Here is a 21,946-nt window from a genome sequence, read left to right as displayed (position 1 = left end):
GCCCTACTCGGGTCGCGGGAAGTAGTTGATGACCTGCAGCACGGCGCCCTGCGGGTCCTGGATCACGGCCATGCGGCCGACGCCGGGAATGTCGAACGGCCCGGCCAGCAGGTTGGCGCCCAGCCCTTTGGCCTTCTCCACCGTCGCGTCACACGACTCGACGGTCACGTAGGCTCCCCACATGGCCGGCGCACCCGGCTGCATGGGTGCGCAGACGCCGCCCACCGCCGCATCGCCAACCTTGATGACGTGGTAGTCGCCCTGGCCGAGATTCATCGTGTCGAAGCGCCAGCCGAACAGCGTGCCGTAGAACTCGGTGGCCTTCTTCGGGTCGGGACAGGACAACTCGTTCCAGCTGAAAGCGCCGGGGGTCGTGTAGACGTCGTTGTATTCCTTCATCGCGATCTCCGTGTGGTGGAGCGGCGATGCTGCGAGTCAGACATGACAGCGTCAAGTGCGCGTCGTCACACGCGACAATCCCGCCCCATGACCGGCCTCGTCTTCCCCCACACCTTCGTGCCCTGGTTCCGTTCCGTGGCCCCCTACATCCACGCCTACCGGGGCGAGACCTTCGTCGTGGGCATGCCGGGCGAGCTGGTGGCCGCCGGCAAGCTGAACAACTTCGTGCAGGACCTGGCCATCCTGCACGCCATGGGCATCAAGATCGTCCTCGTCCACGGCTTCCGGCCGCAGGTCAACGAACAACTGGCCGCCAAGGGCCAGACACCGCGCTACAGCCACGGCCGCCGCATCACCGACGCCGTCGCTCTGGACTGCGCCCAGGAGGCCGCCGGCCAGCTGCGCTTCGAGATCGAGGCCGCCTTCAGCCAGGGCCTGCCCAACACGCCCATGGCCAATGCCACCGTGCGGGTCGTCTCGGGCAACTTCCTGACGGCCCGCCCCGTCGGCATCGTCGACGGCGTGGACTTCCAGCACTCGGGCCTGGTCCGCAAGGTCGACGGCGCCGCCATCCAGCGCGCCATCGACATCGGCGCCATCGTACTGCTGTCGCCCTTCGGCTTCTCGCCCACTGGCGAGGCCTTCAACCTCAGCATGGAAGACGTCGCCACGTCCACCGCCATCGCACTGCAGGCGGACAAGCTGCTGTTCGTTTGCGAAGTGCCCGGCGTGCCCGAGAACCCCGGCGACCCCGACAGCGCCATCGACACCGAGCTGGCCGTGGCCGACGCCGACCGCATGCTGGCCAAGGCCGCCCCCAACCCCGAGCCCACCGACGTCGCCTTCTACCTGCGCCACTGCGCCGAGGCCTGCCGCGCCGGCGTGGAGCGCTCGCACATCATCCCGTTCGCGGTGGACGGCGCGTTGCTGCAGGAGGTCTACACGCACGACGGCATCGGCACCATGGTCGTGGACGAGAAGCTGGAGAGCCTGCGCGAAGCCAGCGCCGACGACGTCGCCGGCATCATCCAGCTCATCGAGCCGTTCGAGCGCGACGGCACGCTGGTCAAGCGCAGCCGCACCGAGATCGAACGCGACGCCGAGCTCTACACCGTCATCGAGCACGACGGCGTCATCTTCGGTTGCGCGGCGCTGTACCCCTATGTTGAAGCCCGCACCGCCGAGATGGCCGCCCTGACCGTGTCTGCCGAGGTACAGGGCCAGGGTGACGGCGACCGGCTGCTCAAGAGAATCGAGCAGCGCGCCAAGGCCATGGGGCTGGACAGCATTTTCGTGCTGACGACGCGCACCATGCACTGGTTCATCAAACGGGGTTTCCAGCAGGTGGACCCCGAATGGCTGCCCGAGGAACGCAAGCGCAAATACAACTGGGACCGCCGCTCGCAGGTTCTCGTCAAACGATTCAACTAAGCCCCACGGGGCCCGCCCAAACGGGCCACGCGCTAAAGTGCCGGCCCATTTCCTTTCTCGCGTCCGCAGGAGTCCGACATGCCCCGCACCGTTCAATGTGCCTATCTGAAGAAGGAAGCCGAAGGCCTGGACTTCCCGCCCTACCCCGTCCACACCGAACTCGGCAAGAAGGTGTGGGAATCCGTCAGCAAGGAAGCCTGGGCGGCCTGGATGAAGCACCAGACCATGCTCGTCAACGAAAACCGCCTGAACCTCGCCGATCTGCGCGCACGCCAATACCTGATGCGCCAGGCCGAGCAATTTTTCTTCGGCACGGGTGCCGAAGCGGTGGCGGGCTACGTGCCGCCCGCCGCCTGACTGTGGCGGCTGGCGCCGGTGAAATAGGCGCCCGCCCATTTCGCCACGCCATATTGCCGGGGCCGGGACGCAAGTCGCCGGCCCCGGCCGTTTCCGGCGCAGGCCTGCGCGGGCACACCCACTGCAGCAGTCATATGCCAAATTGGCCGCATACAAATGGAAACCCGTAGCCGTCGGCCAACAAAAACTCTTGCATGAAACCCATCCCCGCGATTTAATTCGTGCCACGGAGATATTCAGCGCATGCCCGGCATGCGCCACTCCGAGGCCGCGACGGCAACTTCGCGCGTCTCAATGCCCAAATCGCAAGAGGAATAGCAGCATGTCCAGTCTCAAGGAACTCTTGGCCCAGCGCGCCGCGCTGGATGAGCAGATCAACCAAACCAAGGACCGCGAGCGCAGCGAAGCCATCAACAAGGTCAAAACCCTGATGAGCGAATATGGCCTGACGATTGCCGATCTCAGCGTCCGCACGCCCAAGCCGGCCAAGGTCTCCAAGGTCGCGGCCAAGTATCGCAACCAGGCCACCGGCGAAACCTGGAGCGGCCGCGGCCTGCAACCGAAATGGCTGAAGGCGGCCATCTCCGGCGGCGCCAAGCTGACCGATTTCGCCGTCTAACTGCTTTCCTTCTTGCCGCAGCGGGTCCGCCCGTGCGGCGCACCCCCATAAATCAGGGCCATCCGCGGGATGGCCCGTTTCTTTTCGGGCACGGGCGGCCCATAAACTCCGCGCATGGCTTTCGTCATGCTGTCGACCCCGCCGGGCCCAGGGTTTCACCCAGGCGCGTCGGCATGGACGCGCGACGAGATTCCCGGCATGCCGGTCCGCCGCCCCAAGCCCTTTCTGCGCCGCCCCGCCGGTGCCCGCCGCGGATCACGCTGAGCCATGGACCTGCACTCCACGGTCAGTGACATGCTGGAAACCCGCGGGCTGACCACCAGCGGCGCGCCGCCAACGACGTCACTGCCTCCCGGGCCGCGCCGCATCCACGATCGCCGCCGCGGCTGGCGCCGGCTGCGGCGCGTGGGCCTGGCCGCCGTGACCGGGCTGGCCGGCGGCCTCATCGCCGCCTGGGCGCTGGCAGGGGGGCTCCTGCCGCCGCTGCTGCGCCTGCCGCAACCGGCGACCGCGCTGCCGGCCGTCGACCTGTTCGTCCCGATGCTCCTGGCTGCCGTCGGCCTGGCCGCGCTCTGGCGGCTCAGCGCCTGGGTGCTGCCGCTGGTGATGGCCGGCCTGCTGGTGGGCTGCAGCCTGCCGCTGCTGCTGGCGCCCGGCTTCCCTGCACGGGGCCTGCTGGCCTCGCCGCCGCTGCTGACCGTGCTGGCCCTGCCGCTGCTGGCGGCGGTGCTGAACCGCACGCTGCTGCGCCGCATCGGCCTGACCGGACGGCTGGCCCATCTGCGTGACATGACCAGCTTCGCACTGCTGGCGGGGCTGGCTGCGCCCGCGCTAGCCGGCCTGCTGGCGCTGGCCGCCCTGCTGATGGCCGGGCTGCCGCGCGGGACGGCGTTCATGACGGCGCTCGGGCTGGCGGGCCTGTGGGGCCTGGCGCTGCTCAGCGCCGGCACGGTTCTGCAGGCCAGCGCCGCTCAGCCACGTCGCAGCGGGCGCTGGACCGGCGCGCTGATCGCCACCGCCGCACTGCTGCTGCAGGCCGCGCAGCCCTGGCTGCCGCCGGCCAGCCTGCTGGCACTGACGCCGCATCTGCTGCTGTGCCTGCACGCACTGCAGGCCTCGCCGCGCAACAACGCGCGGCTGGGCGCCGCGTTGCTGGGCCTGTGGGCGCTGGGGGCATCCGTCCAGCCGCTCACCCTCGTGGCGGGCGCATTGCTGGCCACGCTTCCGCTGGCCGTCATCGCGCTGACCCAGCACCAGATCCGAGACCGCGACAGCTGGCGCGGCGCGCTGGATGCCCAGGGGCTGGCGCTGGTGGAATGGCTGCTGCCTGAGGGGCGCCGGCACGCGTCAGCGCGCTGGCTGGCCCTGACGACACCGATCGATCCGGCGGCCGCAGCCGGGAACGCGCCGCTGGACTGGGTTCGCATCGCCCACCCACGCGACCGCGAGAGGGCGCGCCGCGCGCTGCGCGACCTGCTGGCCATCCCGGGCCAGGACCGGCTCAATCTGTCGCTGCGCCTGGCCGCCGACGGCGGCGACTGGCGCTCGCACGAACTGCACGCCCACGTGCCGGTGCGCGACCGCAAGGGCCGCGCGCGCCACCTCATCATGACGCTGGCCGACATCAGCTGGCGCCACACGGCCGAGGAGCGAGAGCGCATGTCGGCTACGCTGTTCCAGCAGGCCACCGAAGGCCTGGCCGTGCTCGACATGCAATGGCGCATCGTCGAGGCCAACCCGGCCTACTGCGAGATCCTGCACACGCCCCGCGAGGCGCTGGTGGGCCGCGTGGCCACGCCGCTGAGCGCATCCAACCTGCAGCGCAGCGGCCACGAACCCGCCGAGCTGCAGGCCCGCCTGGCCGCCGGCCAGGCCTGGAGCGGACAGCTGCAGGCCGAGCTGGACGACGGCGGCCGCCACGTGTTCGCGGCGCGGCTGAGCGCCGTGCCCGAGCCCGACGGCGCCAACCCGCGCTGGCGGCTGCTCAGCCTGACCGACATGGGCGAGACGCTGCGCCAGCAGGAGCAGTTGCGTCGCAGCCTGCGCTTCGACACCGCCACTGGCCTGCCCAACCGCGAGGAATTCATGCGGCTGATGCAGCAGGCCATGGCCGCCGCCAACCGCGACAACTTCAAGCTCGTCGTCGCCGTCATCGACCTGGACGACTTCGCCCGCGTCAATGCCGAGCATGGCCTGCTCGTCGCCGACGCCGTGCTGCTGCAGCTCAGCGGCCGGCTGCAGGCCACGCTGCGCGGCGCCCGCGGCGCCTGGCCCGACACGGCCGACCAGCTCGCCCGCCTGCACGGCGACGAGTTCGGCGTGCTGCTGCGCGTGCAGACCCCCGAGGAGGCCCAGCGCGCCGTGGACCGGCTGATGGCATTGCTGTGCACACCGGTGGCCATCCGCGAGAGCCGCATCGGCGACGGCCTGGCGCTGGAGATCGGCGCCAGCATGGGCGCGACGCTGTACCCGCTGGACGACGCCGACCCGGAGACGCTGCTGCGCCACGCCGGCCATGCGCTGTACCGCGCCAAGCATGCCGGCCGGGGCGTCGTGCAATTCCATGACCCGGCGCTGGACCAGCGCGACGAGGCCAGCCTGATCGCGCTGGCGCGGCTGCAGCGGGCGCTGGACAGCGACGAACTGCTGCTGCACTACCAGCCGCAGATCGACCTGCGCACCGGCCAGGTCATGGGCGTGGAGGCGCTGCTGCGCTGGCAGCACCCCGACCGCGGCCTGCTAACGCCGGCGCACTTCCTGCCGCTGGCCGAGACCACCGGCCTGGCGCTGCAGATCGGCGACTGGGTCATCGAGCAGGCGCTCGCGCAGGCGGCGCTGTGGCGGCGCCAGGGCGTCAACGGCGGCCGCGGGCTGCCGGTCAGCGTCAACGTCGGCGCGCGCCAGCTGCGCCGTCACGACTTCCCGCAGCGGCTGCAGGAGCTCATCCAGCGCCAGCCGCCCGAGATAGCGTCGCTGCTGCACCTGGACGTGCTGGAGTCCGATGCGCTGGAGGAAACCGACGCCGCCCAGGCCCTGATCCAGCGCTGCCTGGTGCTGGGCGTGGGTGTCGCGCTGGACGACTTCGGCGCCGGCTACTCCCACCTCGCGTCGCTCAAGCGCCTCAGCGTCGACACGTTGAAGCTGGACCGCAGCTACGTGCAGGGCATGCTGGGCGACGCGCAGGACCTGTCGCTGGTGGAAAGCGTCATCGGCCTGGCCCGCAACATCGGCTGCGCCGTGCTGGCCAAGGGCATCGAGAGCCGCGCCCATGCGCGTGAACTGCTGCGGCTGGGCTGCCGCCTGGGCCAGGGCAACGGCATCGCCGCCGCGATGCCGCCGCAGAACCTGCCAGGGTGGATCCACGCCTTCGCCGACACCCCCTGGGCCACCCAGTTGAAGCTGCCCGCGCAGACGCGTCTTTAAACTGCCGGGGTGATTCCCCAAGGCTTCATCCAGGATCTGCTGTCCCGCGTCGACATCGTCGACGTGGTGGGCCGCCACGTCGACCTCAAGAAGGCCGGCATCAACCACAAGGGCCTGTGCCCCTTCCACGGCGAGAAGTCACCCAGCTTCATCGTCAGCCCCAGCCGCCAGACCTACCACTGCTTCGGCTGCGGCGTGCATGGCAACGCCATCGGCTTCCTGATGGAGCACACGGCCGCCACCTTCGTCGAGGCCGTGGAAGACCTGGCCCAGCAGGTGGGCATGGTGGTGCCGCAGGACGAGCGCTCGCCCGAGCAGCGCGAGAAGGCCAAGGCCGAGAAGCAGAAGCAGCAGAGCCTCACCGATGTGCTGGCCCGCGCGGCAGACTTCTACAAGGCCAGGCTGCGCGAGTCGCCGCGCGCCATCGGCTACCTGAAGGCCCGCGGCCTGACCGGCCAGATCGCCGCACGCTTCGGGCTGGGCTATGCACCCGAGGGCTGGCGCTCGCTGGCCAGCGGCTTCCCGTCGTACGACGACCCGCAACTCGTCGAGTCGGGCCTCGTCATCACGCCCGAGGCCGAGCCCGGCCAGGACACCAAGCGCTACGACCGCTTCCGTGACCGCGTCATGTTCCCCATCCGCAACGTGCAGGGCGAGGTCATCGGCTTCGGCGGCCGCGTGCTGGACAAGGGCGAGCCCAAGTACCTGAACTCGCCCGAGACGCCGGTCTTCCACAAGGGCCGCGAGCTGTATGGCCTCTACGAGGGCCGCCAGGCCATGCGCCAGCGCGGCTACGCGCTGGTCGTCGAGGGCTACATGGACGTCGTCGCGCTGGCCCAGTACGGCATCGGCAATGCCGTCGCCACACTGGGCACCGCGTGCACGGCCGACCACGTCCACAAGCTGTTCCGCCACACCGACACGGTGGTGTTCAGCTTCGATGGCGACGCCGCCGGCCGCCGCGCCGCCGTGCGCGCGCTGGAGGCCGCCCTGCCCCACGCCACCGAGACGCGTACCGTCAAGTTCCTGTTCCTGCCGACCGAGCACGACCCCGACTCCTACGTGCGCGACCTGGGCGCCGACGCCTTCGAGCGCTGCGTCGAAGGCGCGGTGCCGCTGTCGCGCCAGCTCGGCAGCGTCGCGGCCGACGGCTGCGACCTCGGCACGCCGGAAGGCCGGGCCCGCATGCTCAAGCAGGCCCACCCGCTGTGGAGCCTGCTGCCCGACGGCCTGCTGCGCCGCCAGCTGCTGGGCGAATTGGCCCGCCAGGGCCAGATGCACGAGGCCGAGCTGCAGGCGCTGTGGCTGGGCCAGGCACCATCACCCAGCGCTGCAGCACCCGACGACGCACCGGGCGAGCCACCGGCCGAGAAGCCACGCTGGCAGCCCAAGGGCGAGTGGAAACCCAAGGGCGAGTGGAAGGGCAAGGGCGACTGGAAGGGCAAGCGCCGCGGCGAGGAAGAGCGGCCGGCCGGCCCGCGCACCGCCCCGCCCACACCCACCGACAACGCCGTGCGCCTGCTGCTGCAGCACAGCGAACTGTGGGAGCCCCTGCCAGACGAGGACCGCGCGCTGCTGCATGAACTGCCCGGCACGCACGGCCAGCTCATCCACTGGCTGGAGCGCCACCTGACGCATCACGGCGCCAGCCCCTGGGCCGTCGTGCAGGCCGGGCTGCAGGCCGACGGCCTGGGCGAGCAAGCACAACGGTTGGTGCGTCCGTCACAGGAGCTGGGCATCGAAGAGTCCGACCCCGCCGGCGACCTGTCCCATGCTGTCTCCGAACTGCGCGCCCGCGCGCCGGCTGCGCTGCCCGGCGGCAACGGCGCCACCGACGACGAACGCCGCCGGGCGCTGGAGGCGCTGGCCCGCCTGCGCGAACGCCACGGCGTTCAGCCCTAGGGTTCTCCCTGTCACAGTTTTGCAATTCAGCGCTTTATCGCTGATAATCTCGTGTTTTCCGCGCGCGTCAACAAGAGTGACGGCAGAGAGATGCCGGACCCGGCCACCCAGCGACACTGGGCAACCCACCGAGGGTTTTGATGGCCAAATTCCCCGCCACCTCTGCACTCCAAACGATCACGCCAGCTTGTTCGCGCCACGACGGGGTCCCTCACCGACACCCCGCCGGTGAAAGCCACCGCCCCCAGCCCCGCCGGTTTGACGCCGAGCCCGGGCCGGCTGCGGTGGCTGCTGCATTTCTGAATTGACCCGCGCAACCCCTCGAAGGACCTGCATGACCGCCAAGAAGACCGCGCCCAAGGCCAGCCCCGCCCCCGCCGAAGACCCCAAGAAGAAGCCTGCCGCGAAGGCTGCGGCCGCCAAGCCGGCCGCGAAGGCCGCCAAGGCGACGGATGAGGACAAGCCCAAGCGCGGCCGCAAGCCCAAGGCGGAAACCACGTCCAAGAAGGCCGGCAAGAAGGACGCCGACGAGGACGAGGACTTCTCCGACATCGACGCCGAAGTCGAGGGCGAAGGCGAAGAGGCCGAGGTCGAGGAGACCACTGCCGTTGCGGAAGAGACCGTCAAGGCCAAGCCGCTGCGCATGAAGGTCAGCCGCGCCAAGGAGCGCGCGCTGATGCGCGAGTTCGGCCTGGAAGAGACCGCGCTGACGGAAGAGGAAGCCCTCAAGCGCCGCAGCGAGCTGAAGACCCTCATCAAGATGGGCAAGACGCGTGGTTTCCTGACGCACCAGGAAATCAACGACCACCTGCCCGAGAAGCTGGTCAGCGAGGAAATCCTCGAAGCCATCGTGTCCATGCTCAACGACATGGGCATCGCCGTGTACGAGCAGGCGCCCGACGCCGCCACGCTGCTGATCCAGGGCAACACGACCGCCACCTCGACCGAGGAAGAAGCCGAAGAAGCCGCCGAGGCCGCGCTGTCCACGGTGGACTCCGAATTCGGCCGCACGACCGACCCGGTGCGCATGTACATGCGCGAGATGGGCACGGTCGAACTGCTCACGCGTGAAGGCGAAATCGAGATCGCCAAGCGCATCGAAGGCGGCCTGCAGGCCATGATGCTGGCCATCTCGGCCTCGCCGACGACCATCGCCCACATCCTCGAGTACGCCACCAAGATCCGCGCCGGCGAGATGCAGATCTCCGACGTCGTTGACGGCTTCGTGGCCGAGGACGAGGCCGACGACTACGTGGCCGAGGAAGACTTCGACGAATTCGACGAAGAAGACGACGACGACGGCAACGGCGGCTCCAAGGCGCTGACCAAGAAGCTCGAAGAACTGAAGAACGCCGCGCTGATCAAGCTCGATTCGATGTCGACCAGCTTCGACAAGATGCGCAAGGCCTTCGAGAAGGAAGGCTACAAGTCGGCCTCCTACAACAAGGCCCAGCAGGCCATCAGCGCCGAGCTGATGACCATCCGCTTCACCGTCAAGACCATCGAAAAGCTGTGCGACATCCTGCGCAGCCAGGTCGACGATGTGCGCCGCTACGAGCGCGAACTGCGCAAGATCGTGGTCGACAAGTGCGGCATGCCTCAAGAGCACTTCATCAAGACGTTCCCGCCCAACGCGCTGAACCTGAAGTGGGCCGAGAAGGAAGTGGCCGCCGGCAAGAACTACAGCGTCATCCTCAGCCGCAACCTGCCACCGGTGCAGGAGCTGCAGCAGAAGCTCATCGACATCCAGGCCAAGGCCGTGGTGCCGCTGGATGACCTGAAGGACATCAACAAGAAGATGAACGAGGGCGAGAAGGCCTCTCGTGACGCCAAGAAGGAAATGATCGAGGCCAACCTGCGCCTCGTGATCTCCATCGCCAAGAAGTACACCAACCGCGGCCTGCAGTTCCTGGACCTGATCCAGGAAGGCAACATCGGCCTCATGAAGGCGGTGGACAAGTTCGAATACCGCCGCGGCTACAAGTTCTCGACCTATGCGACGTGGTGGATCCGCCAGGCCATCACGCGCTCGATCGCCGACCAGGCCCGCACCATCCGCATCCCGGTTCACATGATCGAGACGATCAACAAGATGAACCGCATCTCGCGCCAGCACCTGCAGGAGTTCGGCTACGAACCCGATGCGCCGACGCTGGCCGAGAAGATGGAGATCCCGGAGGACAAGATCCGCAAGATCATGAAGATCGCCAAGGAGCCGATCTCCATGGAAACGCCGATCGGTGACGACGACGACAGCCACCTGGGCGACTTCATCGAGGACACCAACAACACCGCGCCGATCGAGGCCGCCATGCAGGCCGGCCTGCGCGACGTGGTGAAGGACATCCTCGACTCGCTGACGCCGCGCGAAGCCAAGGTGCTGCGCATGCGCTTCGGCATCGAGATGCAGAGCGACCACACGCTGGAGGAAGTCGGCAAGCAGTTCGACGTCACCCGCGAGCGCATCCGCCAGATCGAGGCCAAGGCCATCCGCAAGCTCAAGCATCCGAGCCGCTCGGACAAGCTGCGCACCTATCTCGACAACCTCTGATCGGGGTAGCAACAAAGGCCGGTCCGCCGGCCTTTTTTGCGCCTATAAACTTTCGACATGACCGCGATCCGCGAGCGCACCGTCCTCTTTGCCGACCTCCGCGGCAGCACCGGGCTCTATGAGTCCCTCGGCAATGCCGAGGCCAGCGGCCTGGTCACGCAGACGGTGAGCCAGGTCAGTGAGGCCGTGCTGGAGAGTGGCGGCCACCTCATCAAGACGCTGGGCGACGGCCTGATGGCCGCGTTCGAGACGCCGCGCGACGGCGTCCGCGCAGCGCAGCGCATGCAAGAGATGCTGGAAAAGACCGTGCAGCGCGCACGCCGGCTCAACAACCCCGCCATGCTGGCGCTGCGTCTGCAGGTGGCGCTGGCACGCGGCGAGGTGGTGGAGTTGAACGGCGACTGCTTCGGCGACGCGGTCAACGTGGCGGCCCGGCTCATCGACCACGCCGGCGACGGCGAGATCCTCATCACGGCCGAGGTGCTGGCTGGCCTGCACCACGCCTCCAAGGGGCGCTTCCGCAGCCTGGACCGCATCTCGGTGCGCGGCCGCATCGAACCCGTGCACGTCTATCGCCTGGACGCCGCGCCGCTGCTCAGCGCCGACGACACGGCCACGCAGTTCGGCGAGCCGATGCGTTCGGTGGAGCCGGACGGCATGCGCCTCATCTGGCACGACCTGGACCGCGTCTTCGACATCGGCGCCATGCCCATCGTGCTGGGCCGCAGCGTGCAAGCCACCTACTGCATCACCGACGCCCGCGTGTCCCGCTCGCACGCCCGCATCGACTGGCAGGGCAGCAGCTTCGAGCTGACCGACCTGTCCTACAACGGCACCTACGTGCGCTTCGGCGACTCGGGCGAACTGCTCAGCCTCAAGCGCGGCAGCTGCACGCTTCACGGCAGTGGCGTCATCGGGCTGGGCGGGCTGCCCACCGACGAGCAGTCGCCCGTCGTGCGCTTCGAGGTGCTTCACTTTGCCGACACGGAGCCGCAGGCCTTTGGCGGCCCGCGCTCAAGGCGCTGACGCATGCCTTTTCTTCCCGAACCGCCGCGGCGCCACGGCGCCGCACCCGCTGGCCCTGAGGTGGCCGTGCTGCTCTGCAACCTCGGCACGCCCGACGCCCCCGATGCGCCGGCGCTGCGCCGCTACCTAGCGCAGTTCCTGGCCGACCCGCGCGTCGTGGAGATCCCCAAGCTGGTCTGGGCGCTGATACTGCACGGCATCATCCTGCGCGTGCGGCCGGCCAAGTCGGCCGCCAAGTACGCCACCGTCTGGATGCCCGAGGGCTCGCCGCTCAAGGTGTGGACGGAAAAGCAGGCCAAACTGCTGCAGGGCCAGCTGGGCGAGCGCGGTCTGCGCGTGCGCGTGGCCTATGCGATGCGCTACGGCCAACCCGCCATCGCCACGACGCTGGACGCGCTCAAGCGCGACGGCGTGCGCCGCGTGCTGGTGCTGCCCGCCTATCCGCAGTACTCGGGCGCCACGACAGCCAGCGTCATCGACGATGTGGCGCGCTGGGCGCTGCAGACCCGCCATGTGCCTGAGCTGCGCTTCATCAACCGCTACCACGACGACCCGGCCTACATCGCCGCGCTGGCCCAGACCGTGCGCGAGCATTGGCAGCGCGACGGCCGCGCCGAGAAGCTGGTGATGAGTTTCCACGGCATGCCCGAGCGCACGCTGCACCTGGGCGACCCCTACCACTGCGAGTGCCTGAAGACCGGCCGCCTGCTGGCCGAGGCACTGGGCCTGCAGGCTGGCGAGTGGCTGGTCACGTTCCAGAGCCGCTTCGGCAAGGCCAAGTGGCTGGAGCCCTACACCGAGCCCTGCCTCGTCAAGCTGGCTCAGGGCGGCACGAAGAGCGTGGACGTCATCTGCCCCGGCTTCGCGGCCGACTGCCTGGAGACGCTGGAGGAGATCGCCCAGGAGGCGCGCGAGGCCTTCCTGCATGCGGGCGGGCAGCGCTTCGGCTACATCCCCTGCCTGAATGACCACCCGGCCGGCATGCGGGCCCTGGCCAGGCTGGCCGAGCGCCATCTGCAGGGCTGGCCGCTGGAGGCCCCCCACCCCGACACGCTGGCCCTGCAGCGCGAGCGCGCACTGGCGGCCGGGGCGCCTGAATGAGCAATGCACCGGCCGGCATGCGCCTGGACAAATGGCTCTGGGCCGCCCGCTTCTACAAGACCCGAGCGCTGGCCGTGGACGAGATCAACCTGGGCCGCGTGCGTGTGGGCGGGCAGCCGGTGAAGCCGGCACGTGACGTGAAGGTGGGGGATGTGCTGAGCATCCGCATCGGGGCCGTGGCGCGCGAGGTGGAGGTCAAGGGCCTGTCCAACCAGCGCGGTCCGGCGCCGCAGGCCCAGGCGCTCTACGCCGAGACCCCGGCCAGCATCCTCGCCCGCGAGGCCGCAGCGGAGGCGCGCCGCCTCGCGCCGGAGCCGGCCGCCACCATCGAGCAAGGCCGGCCCACCAAGCAGGACCGCCGCCGGCTGGCGGACTGGGACCGCTGGTCCGCATCGCTGGACGATGAGGATCCGGGTTGACCCGGATAATTCGCCGCCAATTCCCCTCTTGAAACCAGGGCATCGCGCCCCATGTCGTCGCGGTTGCCCCTTTTTCTGCCATGACTACCGACACCTCCCTGCCCGAAGACGCCGCTGGCGCCCCCGAGCCCACGGCCGCCGAACTGAACCCCGAGATCAAGATCGCCGAGCTCGAAGGCCGCCTGGCCGAGATGAGCGACGCGTATCTGCGTGCCAAGGCCGAGGCCGAGAACGTGCGCCGCCGGGCCGATGAAGACATCGCCAAGGCGCGCAAGTTCGCCGTCGAGGCCTTCGCCGAGGCGATGCTGCCGGTGATGGACAGCCTGGAAGGCGCCATCGCCACACCCAACGCCAGCGTCGAGACGGTGCTGGAAGGCGTGCACGCCACGCGCCGGCAGCTGTCCAGCGCGCTGGAGCGCAACCGCGTCGTCGAGATCAACCCGGGCCAGGGCAGCAAGTTCGACCCGCACCAGCACCAGGCCATCTCGGTGGTGCCGGCCCCCACGCAGGACGCCAACACGGTGGTCACCGTGCTGCAAAAGGGCTTCCTGATCGCCGACCGCGTGCTGCGCCCCGCGCTCGTGACGGTTGCCGCACCGAAGTAATACACATGCAGCCGTTCCCTTGAAACGGCGCAAGTTATCCACAACTCGAACACATCACCAAATCCTCAGGAGCATCCCATGGGAAAGATCATCGGCATTGACCTCGGCACCACCAACTCGTGCGTCGCGGTCATGGAAGGCAACACGACGCGCGTGATCGAGAACGCCGAAGGCGCCCGCACCACGCCGTCCATCATTGCCTACCAGGAAGACGGCGAGATCCTCGTCGGTGCCTCGGCCAAGCGCCAGTCGGTGACCAATCCGAAGAACACGCTGTACGCAGTGAAGCGCCTGATCGGCCGCAAATTCACCGAGAAGGAAGTGCAGAAGGACATCGACCTGATGCCCTACACCATCGCCGCCGCCGACAACGGCGACGCCTGGGTGGAAGTGCGCGGCAAGAAGTTCGCGCCCCCGCAGGTCAGCGCCGAAGTGCTGCGCAAGATGAAGAAGACGGCCGAGGACTACCTCGGCGAGGAAGTGACCGAGGCCGTCATCACGGTGCCGGCCTACTTCAACGACGCCCAGCGTCAGGCCACCAAGGACGCCGGCCGCATCGCCGGCCTGGACGTCAAGCGCATCATCAACGAGCCCACCGCCGCGGCCCTGGCCTTCGGCCTGGACAAGCACGGCAAGGGCGACCGCAAGATCGCCGTGTATGACCTGGGTGGCGGCACGTTCGACGTGTCCATCATCGAGATCGCCGACGTGGACGGCGAGAAGCAGTTCGAGGTGTTGTCGACCAACGGCGATACCTTCCTGGGCGGCGAGGACTTCGACCAGCGCGTCATCGACTACATCGTCACCGAGTTCAAGAAGGAACAGGGCGTCGACCTGACCAAGGACGTGCTGGCCCTGCAGCGCCTGAAGGAAGCCGCCGAGAAGGCCAAGATCGAGCTGTCGAACTCGTCGCAGACCGACGTCAACCTGCCCTACATCACGGCCGACGCCTCGGGCCCCAAGCACCTGAACGTCAAGCTGACCCGCGCCAAGCTGGAGTCGCTGGTGGACGAGCTCATCGAGCGCACCATCGCCCCCTGCCGCATCGCCATCAAGGATGCCGGCGTGTCGGTGTCGGACATCGATGACGTCATCCTGGTCGGCGGCATGACCCGCATGCCCAAGGTGCAGGAGAAGGTCAAGGAGTTCTTCGGCAAGGAGCCGCGCAAGGACGTCAACCCCGACGAGGCCGTGGCCGTCGGTGCCGCCATCCAGGGCCAGGTCCTGGGCGGTGAGCGCAAGGACGTGCTGCTGCTGGACGTCACCCCGCTGAGCCTGGGCATCGAGACCCTGGGCGGCGTGATGACGAAGATGATCAAGAAGAACACGACCATCCCGACGAAGTTCTCGCAGACGTTCTCCACGGCTGACGACAACCAGCCGGCCGTGACCATCAAGGTCTACCAGGGCGAGCGCGAGCTGGCCCAGGCCAACAAGTCGCTGGGCGAGTTCAACCTCGAAGGCATCCCGCCGGCACCGCGCGGCGTGCCCCAGATCGAGGTGAGCTTCGACATCGACGCCAACGGCATCCTGCACGTCGGCGCCAAGGACAAGGGCACCGGCAAGGAAAACAAGATCACCATCAAGGCGAACTCGGGCCTGTCCGAAGCCGAGATCGAGAAGATGGTGAAGGACGCCGAAGCCAACGCGGCCGAGGACAAGAAGAAGGTCGAGCTGGTGCAGGCCCGCAACCAGGCCGACGGCCTGGTGCACAGCGTGCGCAAGTCCGTGGCCGAGCACGGCGACAAGCTGGAAGCGGCCGAGAAGGACGCCATCGAGGCTGCCGCCAAGGACCTGGAAGAAGCCATCAAGGGCGACGACCAGGCGGCCATCGAGTCCAAGACCGAAGCGCTGATGACGGCCAGCCAGAAGCTGGGCGAGAAGATCTACGCCGACCAGCAGGCCGCGCAGGCGGCCGCGGGTGCCGCCGGCGCCGGCGCTGCCGAACAGCCGCAGGCCGCCCCGCAAGGCGAGCCCAAGCGCCCGGCCGACGACAACGTCGTGGATGCCGAGTTCAAGGAAGTCAAGGACGGCAAGTAATCCTTTGATGACCGCGGCCCGGACGCGTCCCCACGCCTCCGGGCCTTTGCTGCTTTAAGAGACGAGCATGGCTTCCAAGCGCGATTACTACGAAGTCCTCGGCCTCGCGAAAAACGCGACCGAGGAGGACATCAAGAAGGCCTACCGCAAGCTGGCCATGAAGTACCACCCCGACCGCAACCAGGGCGACGGGGCGAAGAAGGCCGAGGAGCAGTTCAAGGAGGCCAAGGAGGCCTATGAGATGCTGTCCGATGCGCAGAAGCGCGCGGCCTATGACCAGTACGGCCACGCCGGCGTGGACCCCAACATGGGCGCCGGCCGCGGCGGCCCGGGCGCGGAGGGCTTCGGTGGCTTTGCCGAGGCCTTTGGCGACATCTTCGGCGACATCTTCGGCGGCCAGGGTGGCGGTCGTCGGGGCGGCGGTGGCCAGCAGGTCTACCGCGGCAGCGACCTCAGCTACGCGATGGAGATCACGCTGGAGGAGGCCGCGCGCGGCAAGGAAACGCAGATCCGCATCCCCAGCTGGGAGGGCTGCGAGACCTGCGGCGGCACGGGCGCCAAACCCGGCACCAGCGCCAAGAGCTGCGGGTCATGTGGCGGCTCGGGCACGGTGCACATGCGCCAGGGCTTCTTCAGCATCCAGCAGACCTGCCCGCACTGCCACGGCAGCGGGAAGATCATTCCCGACCCCTGCACGGCCTGCAACGGCCAGGGCAAGGTCAAGAAGCAGAAGACGCTGGAGGTCAAGATCCCGGCCGGCATCAACGAAGGCATGCGCATCCGCTCGGCGGGCAATGGCGAGCCCGGTGTGAACGGCGGCCCGGCGGGCGATCTCTACATCGAGATCCGCATCAAGCAGCACGACATCTTCGAGCGCGACGGCGACGACCTGCACTGCACGATGCCGGTGTCGATGATCACGGCCGCGCTGGGCGGCACCATCGAAGTGCCGACGCTGGGTGGCAAGGCGGAGATCGAGCTGCCCGAGGGCACGCAGCACGGCAAGACCTTCCGGCTGCGCGGCAAGGGCATCAAGGGCGTGCGCTCCAGCTACCCCGGCGACCTGTACTGCCACATCGCGGTCGAGACGCCCGTCAAGCTCACCGAGCACCAGAAGAAGCTGCTCAAGGAGCTGGACGAATCGCTGAAGAAGGGCGGCGAGAAGCACTCGCCCAACGCCAAGACCTGGACCGATCGCGTCAAGGACTTGTTCAAGTAAGCCCTCTCGGACCGATCAGCCGCGGCACTCCGCCAGGAGGCCGCGGCTTTTTTCATGCTCGGTACCGTCACCACCACGGAGGGGCTCGCGTCGGATGTCACGAAATGCAGCGACACCGCGCGTTTACCACCGCTCCCTTCTCGCTGGGGAAAACCTAAAGTCCATGGACTGTCATACCGATGACTCATAAGTGACGCTGCCCGCCTGTTTCCCGATCAGAGTCCACGGCCCCGCGCCGGGGTGGGAGCACGCATGTTCCTGATGGACGACACCATCCAGGCCGCGTCAGCGCTGATCATCGACAGCAACGCCAACTCGCGCAGCCTGATGTCTGCCCAGTTGCGCGACCTGGGCGTGGGCACCGTGCGCCAGACGCCGCGCGTGAAAGACGCGCGCGTGATGCTGGAGCACCAGACCTACGACATCGTGCTGTGCGACTACCACTTCGATGCGAGCGACACATCGGGCCAGGACCTGCTGGACGAACTGCGCCGCGAGGGCCTGCTGCCCTACTCCACCGTCTTTGTCATGGTGACCAGCGAGGCCACGTACGCCAAGGTGGCCGAAGCGGCCGAGGCGGCACTGGACGCCTACCTCATCAAACCCTACACCAGCGCCAACCTCGCCGAGCGGCTGGCGAGCGCGCGCCAGCGCAAGCGCATCCTGAAGGACATCTTCGAAGCCATCGAAAGCGAGGACTTCGAGACCGCCGCCAACCTGTGCCTGGCGCGCTTCGAGGCCAAAGGCAAGTACTGGCTCTACGCCGCGCGCATCGGAGCGGAGCTGCTGCTGCGGCTCAAGCGCTTCGACGACGCCCGGGCGCTGTACGAAGCCATCATCGCCGCCAAGACCGTGCCTTGGGCGCGGCTGGGCGTGGCCCGCACCGAGGTGGCTGGCGGCAACCTGCAGAAGGCCCGCCGCACGCTGGAGAACCTCATCGGCGAACTGCCCGACTACGCCGACTCGCACGACCTGATGGGCCATGTGCAGATGGAACAGGGCGACCTGCAGGAGGCGCTCAAGACCTACCAGATCGCCGCCACGCTGACGCCCGGCTGCCTGCTGCGGCTGCAGCGCTGCGGGTCTCTGGGGTTCTATGCGGGCCAGCGCGCCGAGGCGCTGCGCATGCTGGAGCGCGCCATGTCGCAGGGGCTGCGCTCCAAGCTGTTCGACATGCTCAGCGTCGTCCTCATCGGTCTGATGCGCTTCGACAACAAGGACTTCAAAGGCTTCAAGTACGCGCACGACGCACTGGCGGCCGCGCTGGAGCGGGCGCCGGGCTCCCTCCGGCTGCAGCGCTTCGAGCTCGTGTTCCGCGGCCTGTCCTTCCTGCTCGAGCGCCGCGTGGGCCAGGCACTGGTGGTGGCGCGCGAGTTCACCGAGCACGCCGACGCGGGCAACTTCGACCTGGAGGCCGCGTCGCTGCTGACAGCGCTGTGGATACGCCTGTCCAGCCAGGAGGTGGAGCTGGAGGAGATGATGCCCATCCTGCGCAGCCTGGGCACGCGCTTCTGTTCCGCCAAGGCCAGCACCGAGATCCTCGTCGCGATGACCGAGGGCCACATCGGTGCGGCCGAGCAGTTCCGCGACTGCCACCAGCAGGTCTTCAGCGTCGCCGAGACGGCCATGCGCCATTCGCTGCGCGGCAGCGCCAAGCTGGCCGTCGAGTTGCTCATCCAGCAGGGTGAGCTGACGCGCAACGCCAAGCTCATCGACATGGCCGGGCTGGTGCTCAAGCGCCATGCCGAGAAGATCGAGGATGCCAGCGTGCTGGCCGAGCAGATCGACGTGCTGCACGGCCGCTTCGTGAAGCCCATGGGCGGCGGCGTGGCCAAGGCGGCGCGTGCGACCGGCGGCGTCGCGCTGCGCACGGGTGCAGCGGCACCTGTGGCGGCCTGAATCCAGCCAGCGGACAGGCTGCGGGCCGCAGTGGCGGCAGAATGCGCCCGCCCTCGCCTCTCCCACCGTCATGATCTTCCTCAAGCGCCTGCTGGCCTGGTTTCGACCCGACACGACCCGCCCCCTGACCCAGGCCTGGCTGGCCGCGCTATGGATGGGGCTGCTCGCCAACTGGCCGCTGTGGAAGCAGCTGCAGACGCTGCCGGGCATCGGCGTCGGCTTCACGCTGGTGTTCGCCGGCATGGTCACGGCCGCCACCGGCGCCGTGCTGAGCCTGCTGGCCTGGCCGCGGCTCATCAAGGGCGTGCTGGCCGTGCTGCTGCTGAGCGCCGGCGCGCTGGCCTATTTCATCGGCAGCTACGGCATCGTGTTCGACCCGACGATGGTCGTGAACATGCTGCAGACCGACGTGCGCGAGACGCGCGACCTGCTGAGCTGGAAGCTGTTTGCCAGCCTGCTGCTGCTGGGCGCGCTGCCGGCCTGGTGGCTGCTGCGCCGCCCCAAGGCGCCGGCGCAGTCGGCGGCGAAGCGGCTGGGCGGCAACCTCGCCGCCTTCGGCCTGGGCCTCGTCGCCATGGTGCTGCTGGCGCTGAGCGTGTTCGCGACGCTGTCGTCGACAATGCGCAACCACAAGTCCATCCGCTACATGGTCACGCCGCTGAACGCCGTCTACTCGGTCAGCATGGTGGGCGTGCGCAGCCTGTCCGGCCCCAAGGGCCCGCCGGTGGTCATCGGCGCCGATGCACGCCTGTTGCCGCGCGCCGAAGGCGCCAAGCCGCCGCTGCTGCTGCTGGTCGTCGGCGAGACGGCGCGGGCGATGAACTTCAGCCTCAACGGCTATGCACGGCCGACCAACCCGGAGCTGTCCAAGTTGCCGGTCGTCAGCCTGCGCGACGTCAGCTCCTGCGGCACCGCCACGGCCGCCTCCCTGCCCTGCATGTTCGCGCCGCAGGGCCGGGCCGGCTTCGACGCCGACAAGCCGCAGGAAAACCTGCTGGACGTGCTGCAGCGCGCCGGCCTGGCCGTGCTGTGGCTGGACAACCAGAGCGGCTGCAAGGGCCTGTGCGACCGCGTGCCGAACAGCTTCACGTCCAAGCTGCCCGACGGCGCCGCGCCGCTGCCGGCCAGCCTGTGCCACAAGGACGAACTGGAAGGCGCGGAATGCTTCGACGAGGCGCTGCTGCACGAGCTCGACAAGCGCATCGCCGCGCTGGACCCGGAGCGCGTGAAGCGCGGGCTGGTGCTCGTCATGCACCAGATGGGCAGCCACGGCCCGGCCTACTTCAAGCGCTCGCCGGACGAGCTCAAGCGCTTCCTGCCCGAGTGCAAGAGCAACCAGCTGCAGGACTGCGAGCGCCAGCAGGTCGTCAACGGCTACGACAACACGCTGCTGACCACCGACCGCCTGCTGGCCCGCTCCATCGCGTGGCTGCAGACACAGCAGGACCGCTTCGACACCGGCATGCTGTACGTGTCGGACCACGGCGAATCGCTGGGCGAGAACGGCCTGTACCTGCACGGCATGCCGTACGCGATGGCCCCGAAAGAGCAGACGCACGTGCCCATGATCATGTGGGTGCCCGAAGGCGGCGCGCTGGCCGCGTCGCTGAAGCCCGGCTGCCTGGCCGCGCTGCGCGACAAGCCGGCGTCGCACGACAACCTGTTCCACACGACGATGGGCTGGGTGGGCGCGCGGGCAGACGTCTACAAGGCCGAGTGGGACCTGCTGGCGGCCTGCCGGCGCTGAGCCGGCCCGGCGGCCGACAGGCGGCCTAGAACAGATCCCCCTGCGCCGACGGCTTGCGCGGCGGCGTGAACAGCGCCAGCTGCACCGGCCGGCGCTCGGTGCGCAGGCCCAGCTTGGCGGCCGCCCGCCGCAGCCGCGCGCGCAGCAGCTCGGCCCAGATGCCTTCGCCGGTGAAGCGGGTGCCGAAACGCGCGTCGTTGTCCTTGCCGCCGCGCATGTCGCGGATGCGGGCCATCACGCGGTCGGCGCGGTCGGGGAAGTGGCGCTGCAGCCAGTCCTGGAACAGCGGGTTCACCTCCCACGGCAGCCGCACCGGGATGCTGAAGGCACTGCTGGCGCCGGCCGCGGCGGCGGCGGCCAGGATGCGCTCCAGCTCCGGCTCGTTGATGAACGGGATGATGGGCGACACGCTGACGCCTACCGGCACGCCCGCGTCCGCCAACGCCTTGATCGTGCGCAGCCGCCGCGCCGGCGCGGCCGCACGCGGCTCCAGGATGCGGGCGAGGTCGTTGTCCAGCGTCGTCACCGACAGGTAGGCCGACACCAGCCCCTGCGCCGCCATCGGCGCGATGAGGTCGAGATCGCGCTCGATGCCGCTGCTCTTCGTGACGACGGAGAACGGGTGCCCGGTCTCGGCCAGCACCTCGACGATGCGCCGCGTGATGCCCAGCCGGCGCTCCACCGGCTGGTAGGCATCCGTCGCGGTGCCCAGCACCAGCGACCTGGGCTCGTAGCGCGCCCCGGCCAGCGTCTCGCGCAGCCGCTCGGCGGCGTTGACCTTGGCCACGATGCGGGTCTCGAAGTCCAGCCCCGGCGACAGGTTCAGGTAGCTGTGCGTGGGGCGGGCAAAACAGTAGACGCAGCCATGCTCGCAGCCGCGGTAGGGGTTGATGGAGTAGTCGAACGAGATGTCGGGCGACTGGTTGCTGGTGACGATCTTCCTGACCATCTCCTCGATGACCTGCGTGGCCGGCGGCAGGTGTTCCTCGGCGGCGTCCTGGTCCAGCGAGCCCCAGCCGTCGTCGTACTGCTCGCGCTCGCGCTGCTCGAAGCGGTGCGGCATGGCCGTGGCCGTGCCGCGGCCCTTGATGGACTCGGCGGCAACCAGGGCCGGTTGCGCGGCGGCGATGCGAATGGGTGCGGGCGGCATGCTGTAAATATATACAGCTTTTGGTCTGCAGCGCGCCCTCCCGTCGACCACACCCTAG

Annotated in this window: 16 protein-coding genes; 14 read left to right on the top strand and 2 right to left on the bottom strand. The window is 68.7% G+C overall.

Annotated features, from left to right (window positions below; genetic code table 11):
• Positions 1–3: 3 nt before the first annotated feature.
• Positions 4–399: a VOC family protein gene (locus tag ACG04Q_RS14815; protein WP_394511698.1), complete on the bottom strand. Its 396-nt coding sequence runs from the start codon at positions 397–399 to the stop codon at positions 4–6.
• A gap of 87 nt (positions 400–486) precedes the next feature.
• Here ACG04Q_RS14815 and argA point away from each other — a divergent pair, with 87 nt between their 5' ends.
• The 14 genes from argA to ACG04Q_RS14745 all read left to right on the top strand — a co-directional run bounded on the left by argA (position 487) and on the right by ACG04Q_RS14745 (position 20,738).
• Positions 487–1,830, top strand: coding sequence for an amino-acid N-acetyltransferase (gene argA / locus ACG04Q_RS14810; RefSeq protein ID WP_394511697.1), 1,344 nt, complete (start codon positions 487–489; stop codon positions 1,828–1,830).
• A 78-nt stretch (positions 1,831–1,908) separates the two neighbouring features.
• Positions 1,909–2,187, top strand: coding sequence for an oxidative damage protection protein (locus ACG04Q_RS14805; RefSeq protein WP_394511696.1), 279 nt, complete (start codon positions 1,909–1,911; stop codon positions 2,185–2,187).
• Positions 2,188–2,530: 343 nt separating this feature from the next.
• The gene (locus tag ACG04Q_RS14800; RefSeq protein ID WP_394511695.1) at positions 2,531–2,806 is read left to right on the top strand and encodes an H-NS histone family protein; all 276 of its coding nucleotides are present in this window, start codon (positions 2,531–2,533) and stop codon (positions 2,804–2,806) included.
• A 267-nt stretch (positions 2,807–3,073) separates the two neighbouring features.
• The gene (locus ACG04Q_RS14795; protein ID WP_394511694.1) at positions 3,074–6,229 is read left to right on the top strand and encodes a putative bifunctional diguanylate cyclase/phosphodiesterase; all 3,156 of its coding nucleotides are present in this window, start codon (positions 3,074–3,076) and stop codon (positions 6,227–6,229) included.
• Positions 6,230–6,238: 9 nt separating this feature from the next.
• Positions 6,239–8,131 carry a DNA primase gene (gene dnaG / locus ACG04Q_RS14790; protein WP_394511693.1) on the top strand — a complete coding sequence of 631 codons (1,893 nt, stop codon included), beginning with the start codon at positions 6,239–6,241 and terminating at the stop codon, positions 8,129–8,131.
• A gap of 334 nt (positions 8,132–8,465) precedes the next feature.
• On the top strand, positions 8,466–10,682 hold the full coding sequence (gene rpoD, locus ACG04Q_RS14785; protein ID WP_394511692.1) for an RNA polymerase sigma factor RpoD: 2,217 nt from the start codon (positions 8,466–8,468) through the stop codon (positions 10,680–10,682).
• Between the two features lie 57 nt (positions 10,683–10,739).
• Positions 10,740–11,708, top strand: coding sequence for an adenylate/guanylate cyclase domain-containing protein (locus ACG04Q_RS14780; protein ID WP_394511691.1), 969 nt, complete (start codon positions 10,740–10,742; stop codon positions 11,706–11,708).
• Between the two features lie 3 nt (positions 11,709–11,711).
• Positions 11,712–12,809 (top strand): ferrochelatase, encoded by a 1,098-nt coding sequence (gene hemH / locus ACG04Q_RS14775; RefSeq protein WP_394511690.1) that lies wholly within the window; start codon positions 11,712–11,714, stop codon positions 12,807–12,809.
• Positions 12,806–13,228 carry an RNA-binding S4 domain-containing protein gene (locus tag ACG04Q_RS14770; protein ID WP_394511689.1) on the top strand — a complete coding sequence of 141 codons (423 nt, stop codon included), beginning with the start codon at positions 12,806–12,808 and terminating at the stop codon, positions 13,226–13,228. The genes hemH and ACG04Q_RS14770 overlap by 4 nt, the downstream gene beginning before the upstream one ends.
• 80 nt (positions 13,229–13,308) lie before the next feature.
• Positions 13,309–13,833 carry a nucleotide exchange factor GrpE gene (gene grpE / locus ACG04Q_RS14765; protein ID WP_394511688.1) on the top strand — a complete coding sequence of 175 codons (525 nt, stop codon included), beginning with the start codon at positions 13,309–13,311 and terminating at the stop codon, positions 13,831–13,833.
• A gap of 36 nt (positions 13,834–13,869) precedes the next feature.
• Positions 13,870–15,873, top strand: coding sequence for a molecular chaperone DnaK (gene dnaK, locus ACG04Q_RS14760; RefSeq protein WP_394511740.1), 2,004 nt, complete (start codon positions 13,870–13,872; stop codon positions 15,871–15,873).
• Positions 15,874–15,940: 67 nt separating this feature from the next.
• Positions 15,941–17,092 (top strand): molecular chaperone DnaJ, encoded by a 1,152-nt coding sequence (gene dnaJ, locus ACG04Q_RS14755; RefSeq protein WP_394511687.1) that lies wholly within the window; start codon positions 15,941–15,943, stop codon positions 17,090–17,092.
• A 252-nt stretch (positions 17,093–17,344) separates the two neighbouring features.
• Positions 17,345–18,991 (top strand): response regulator, encoded by a 1,647-nt coding sequence (locus tag ACG04Q_RS14750; RefSeq protein ID WP_394511686.1) that lies wholly within the window; start codon positions 17,345–17,347, stop codon positions 18,989–18,991.
• A 70-nt stretch (positions 18,992–19,061) separates the two neighbouring features.
• A complete protein-coding gene (locus tag ACG04Q_RS14745) occupies positions 19,062–20,738 on the top strand; it encodes a phosphoethanolamine transferase (protein ID WP_394511685.1) in 1,677 nt (558 codons plus the stop codon).
• 25 nt (positions 20,739–20,763) lie between these two features.
• Here the strand turns inward: ACG04Q_RS14745 and ACG04Q_RS14740 are convergent, their stop codons facing one another.
• A complete protein-coding gene (locus tag ACG04Q_RS14740; RefSeq protein WP_394511684.1) occupies positions 20,764–21,888 on the bottom strand; it encodes a PA0069 family radical SAM protein in 1,125 nt (374 codons plus the stop codon).
• Positions 21,889–21,946: the final 58 nt, after the last annotated feature.

Source organism: Pelomonas lactea (assembly GCF_043555885.1).
GTDB lineage: Bacteria > Pseudomonadota > Gammaproteobacteria > Burkholderiales > Burkholderiaceae_C > Pelomonas > Pelomonas lactea.
This window is presented reverse-complemented; position numbering and strand designations above follow the sequence as displayed.

What these genes read in the sequence shown, in the direction of transcription:
- ACG04Q_RS14770 (WP_394511689.1), top strand. Translation starts at nt 12,806, where the DNA reads ATGAGCAATGCACCGGCCGGCATGCGCCTGGACAAATGGCTCTGGGCC.
- argA (WP_394511697.1), top strand. Translation starts at nt 487, where the DNA reads ATGACCGGCCTCGTCTTCCCCCACACCTTCGTGCCCTGGTTCCGTTCC.
- hemH (WP_394511690.1), top strand. Translation starts at nt 11,712, where the DNA reads ATGCCTTTTCTTCCCGAACCGCCGCGGCGCCACGGCGCCGCACCCGCT.
- ACG04Q_RS14805 (WP_394511696.1), top strand. Translation starts at nt 1,909, where the DNA reads ATGCCCCGCACCGTTCAATGTGCCTATCTGAAGAAGGAAGCCGAAGGC.
- grpE (WP_394511688.1), top strand. Translation starts at nt 13,309, where the DNA reads ATGACTACCGACACCTCCCTGCCCGAAGACGCCGCTGGCGCCCCCGAG.
- rpoD (WP_394511692.1), top strand. Translation starts at nt 8,466, where the DNA reads ATGACCGCCAAGAAGACCGCGCCCAAGGCCAGCCCCGCCCCCGCCGAA.
- ACG04Q_RS14795 (WP_394511694.1), top strand. Translation starts at nt 3,074, where the DNA reads ATGGACCTGCACTCCACGGTCAGTGACATGCTGGAAACCCGCGGGCTG.
- ACG04Q_RS14780 (WP_394511691.1), top strand. Translation starts at nt 10,740, where the DNA reads ATGACCGCGATCCGCGAGCGCACCGTCCTCTTTGCCGACCTCCGCGGC.
- ACG04Q_RS14745 (WP_394511685.1), top strand. Translation starts at nt 19,062, where the DNA reads ATGATCTTCCTCAAGCGCCTGCTGGCCTGGTTTCGACCCGACACGACC.
- ACG04Q_RS14815 (WP_394511698.1), bottom strand. Translation starts at nt 399, where the DNA reads ATGAAGGAATACAACGACGTCTACACGACCCCCGGCGCTTTCAGCTGG.
- dnaJ (WP_394511687.1), top strand. Translation starts at nt 15,941, where the DNA reads ATGGCTTCCAAGCGCGATTACTACGAAGTCCTCGGCCTCGCGAAAAAC.
- ACG04Q_RS14750 (WP_394511686.1), top strand. Translation starts at nt 17,345, where the DNA reads ATGTTCCTGATGGACGACACCATCCAGGCCGCGTCAGCGCTGATCATC.
- ACG04Q_RS14740 (WP_394511684.1), bottom strand. Translation starts at nt 21,888, where the DNA reads ATGCCGCCCGCACCCATTCGCATCGCCGCCGCGCAACCGGCCCTGGTT.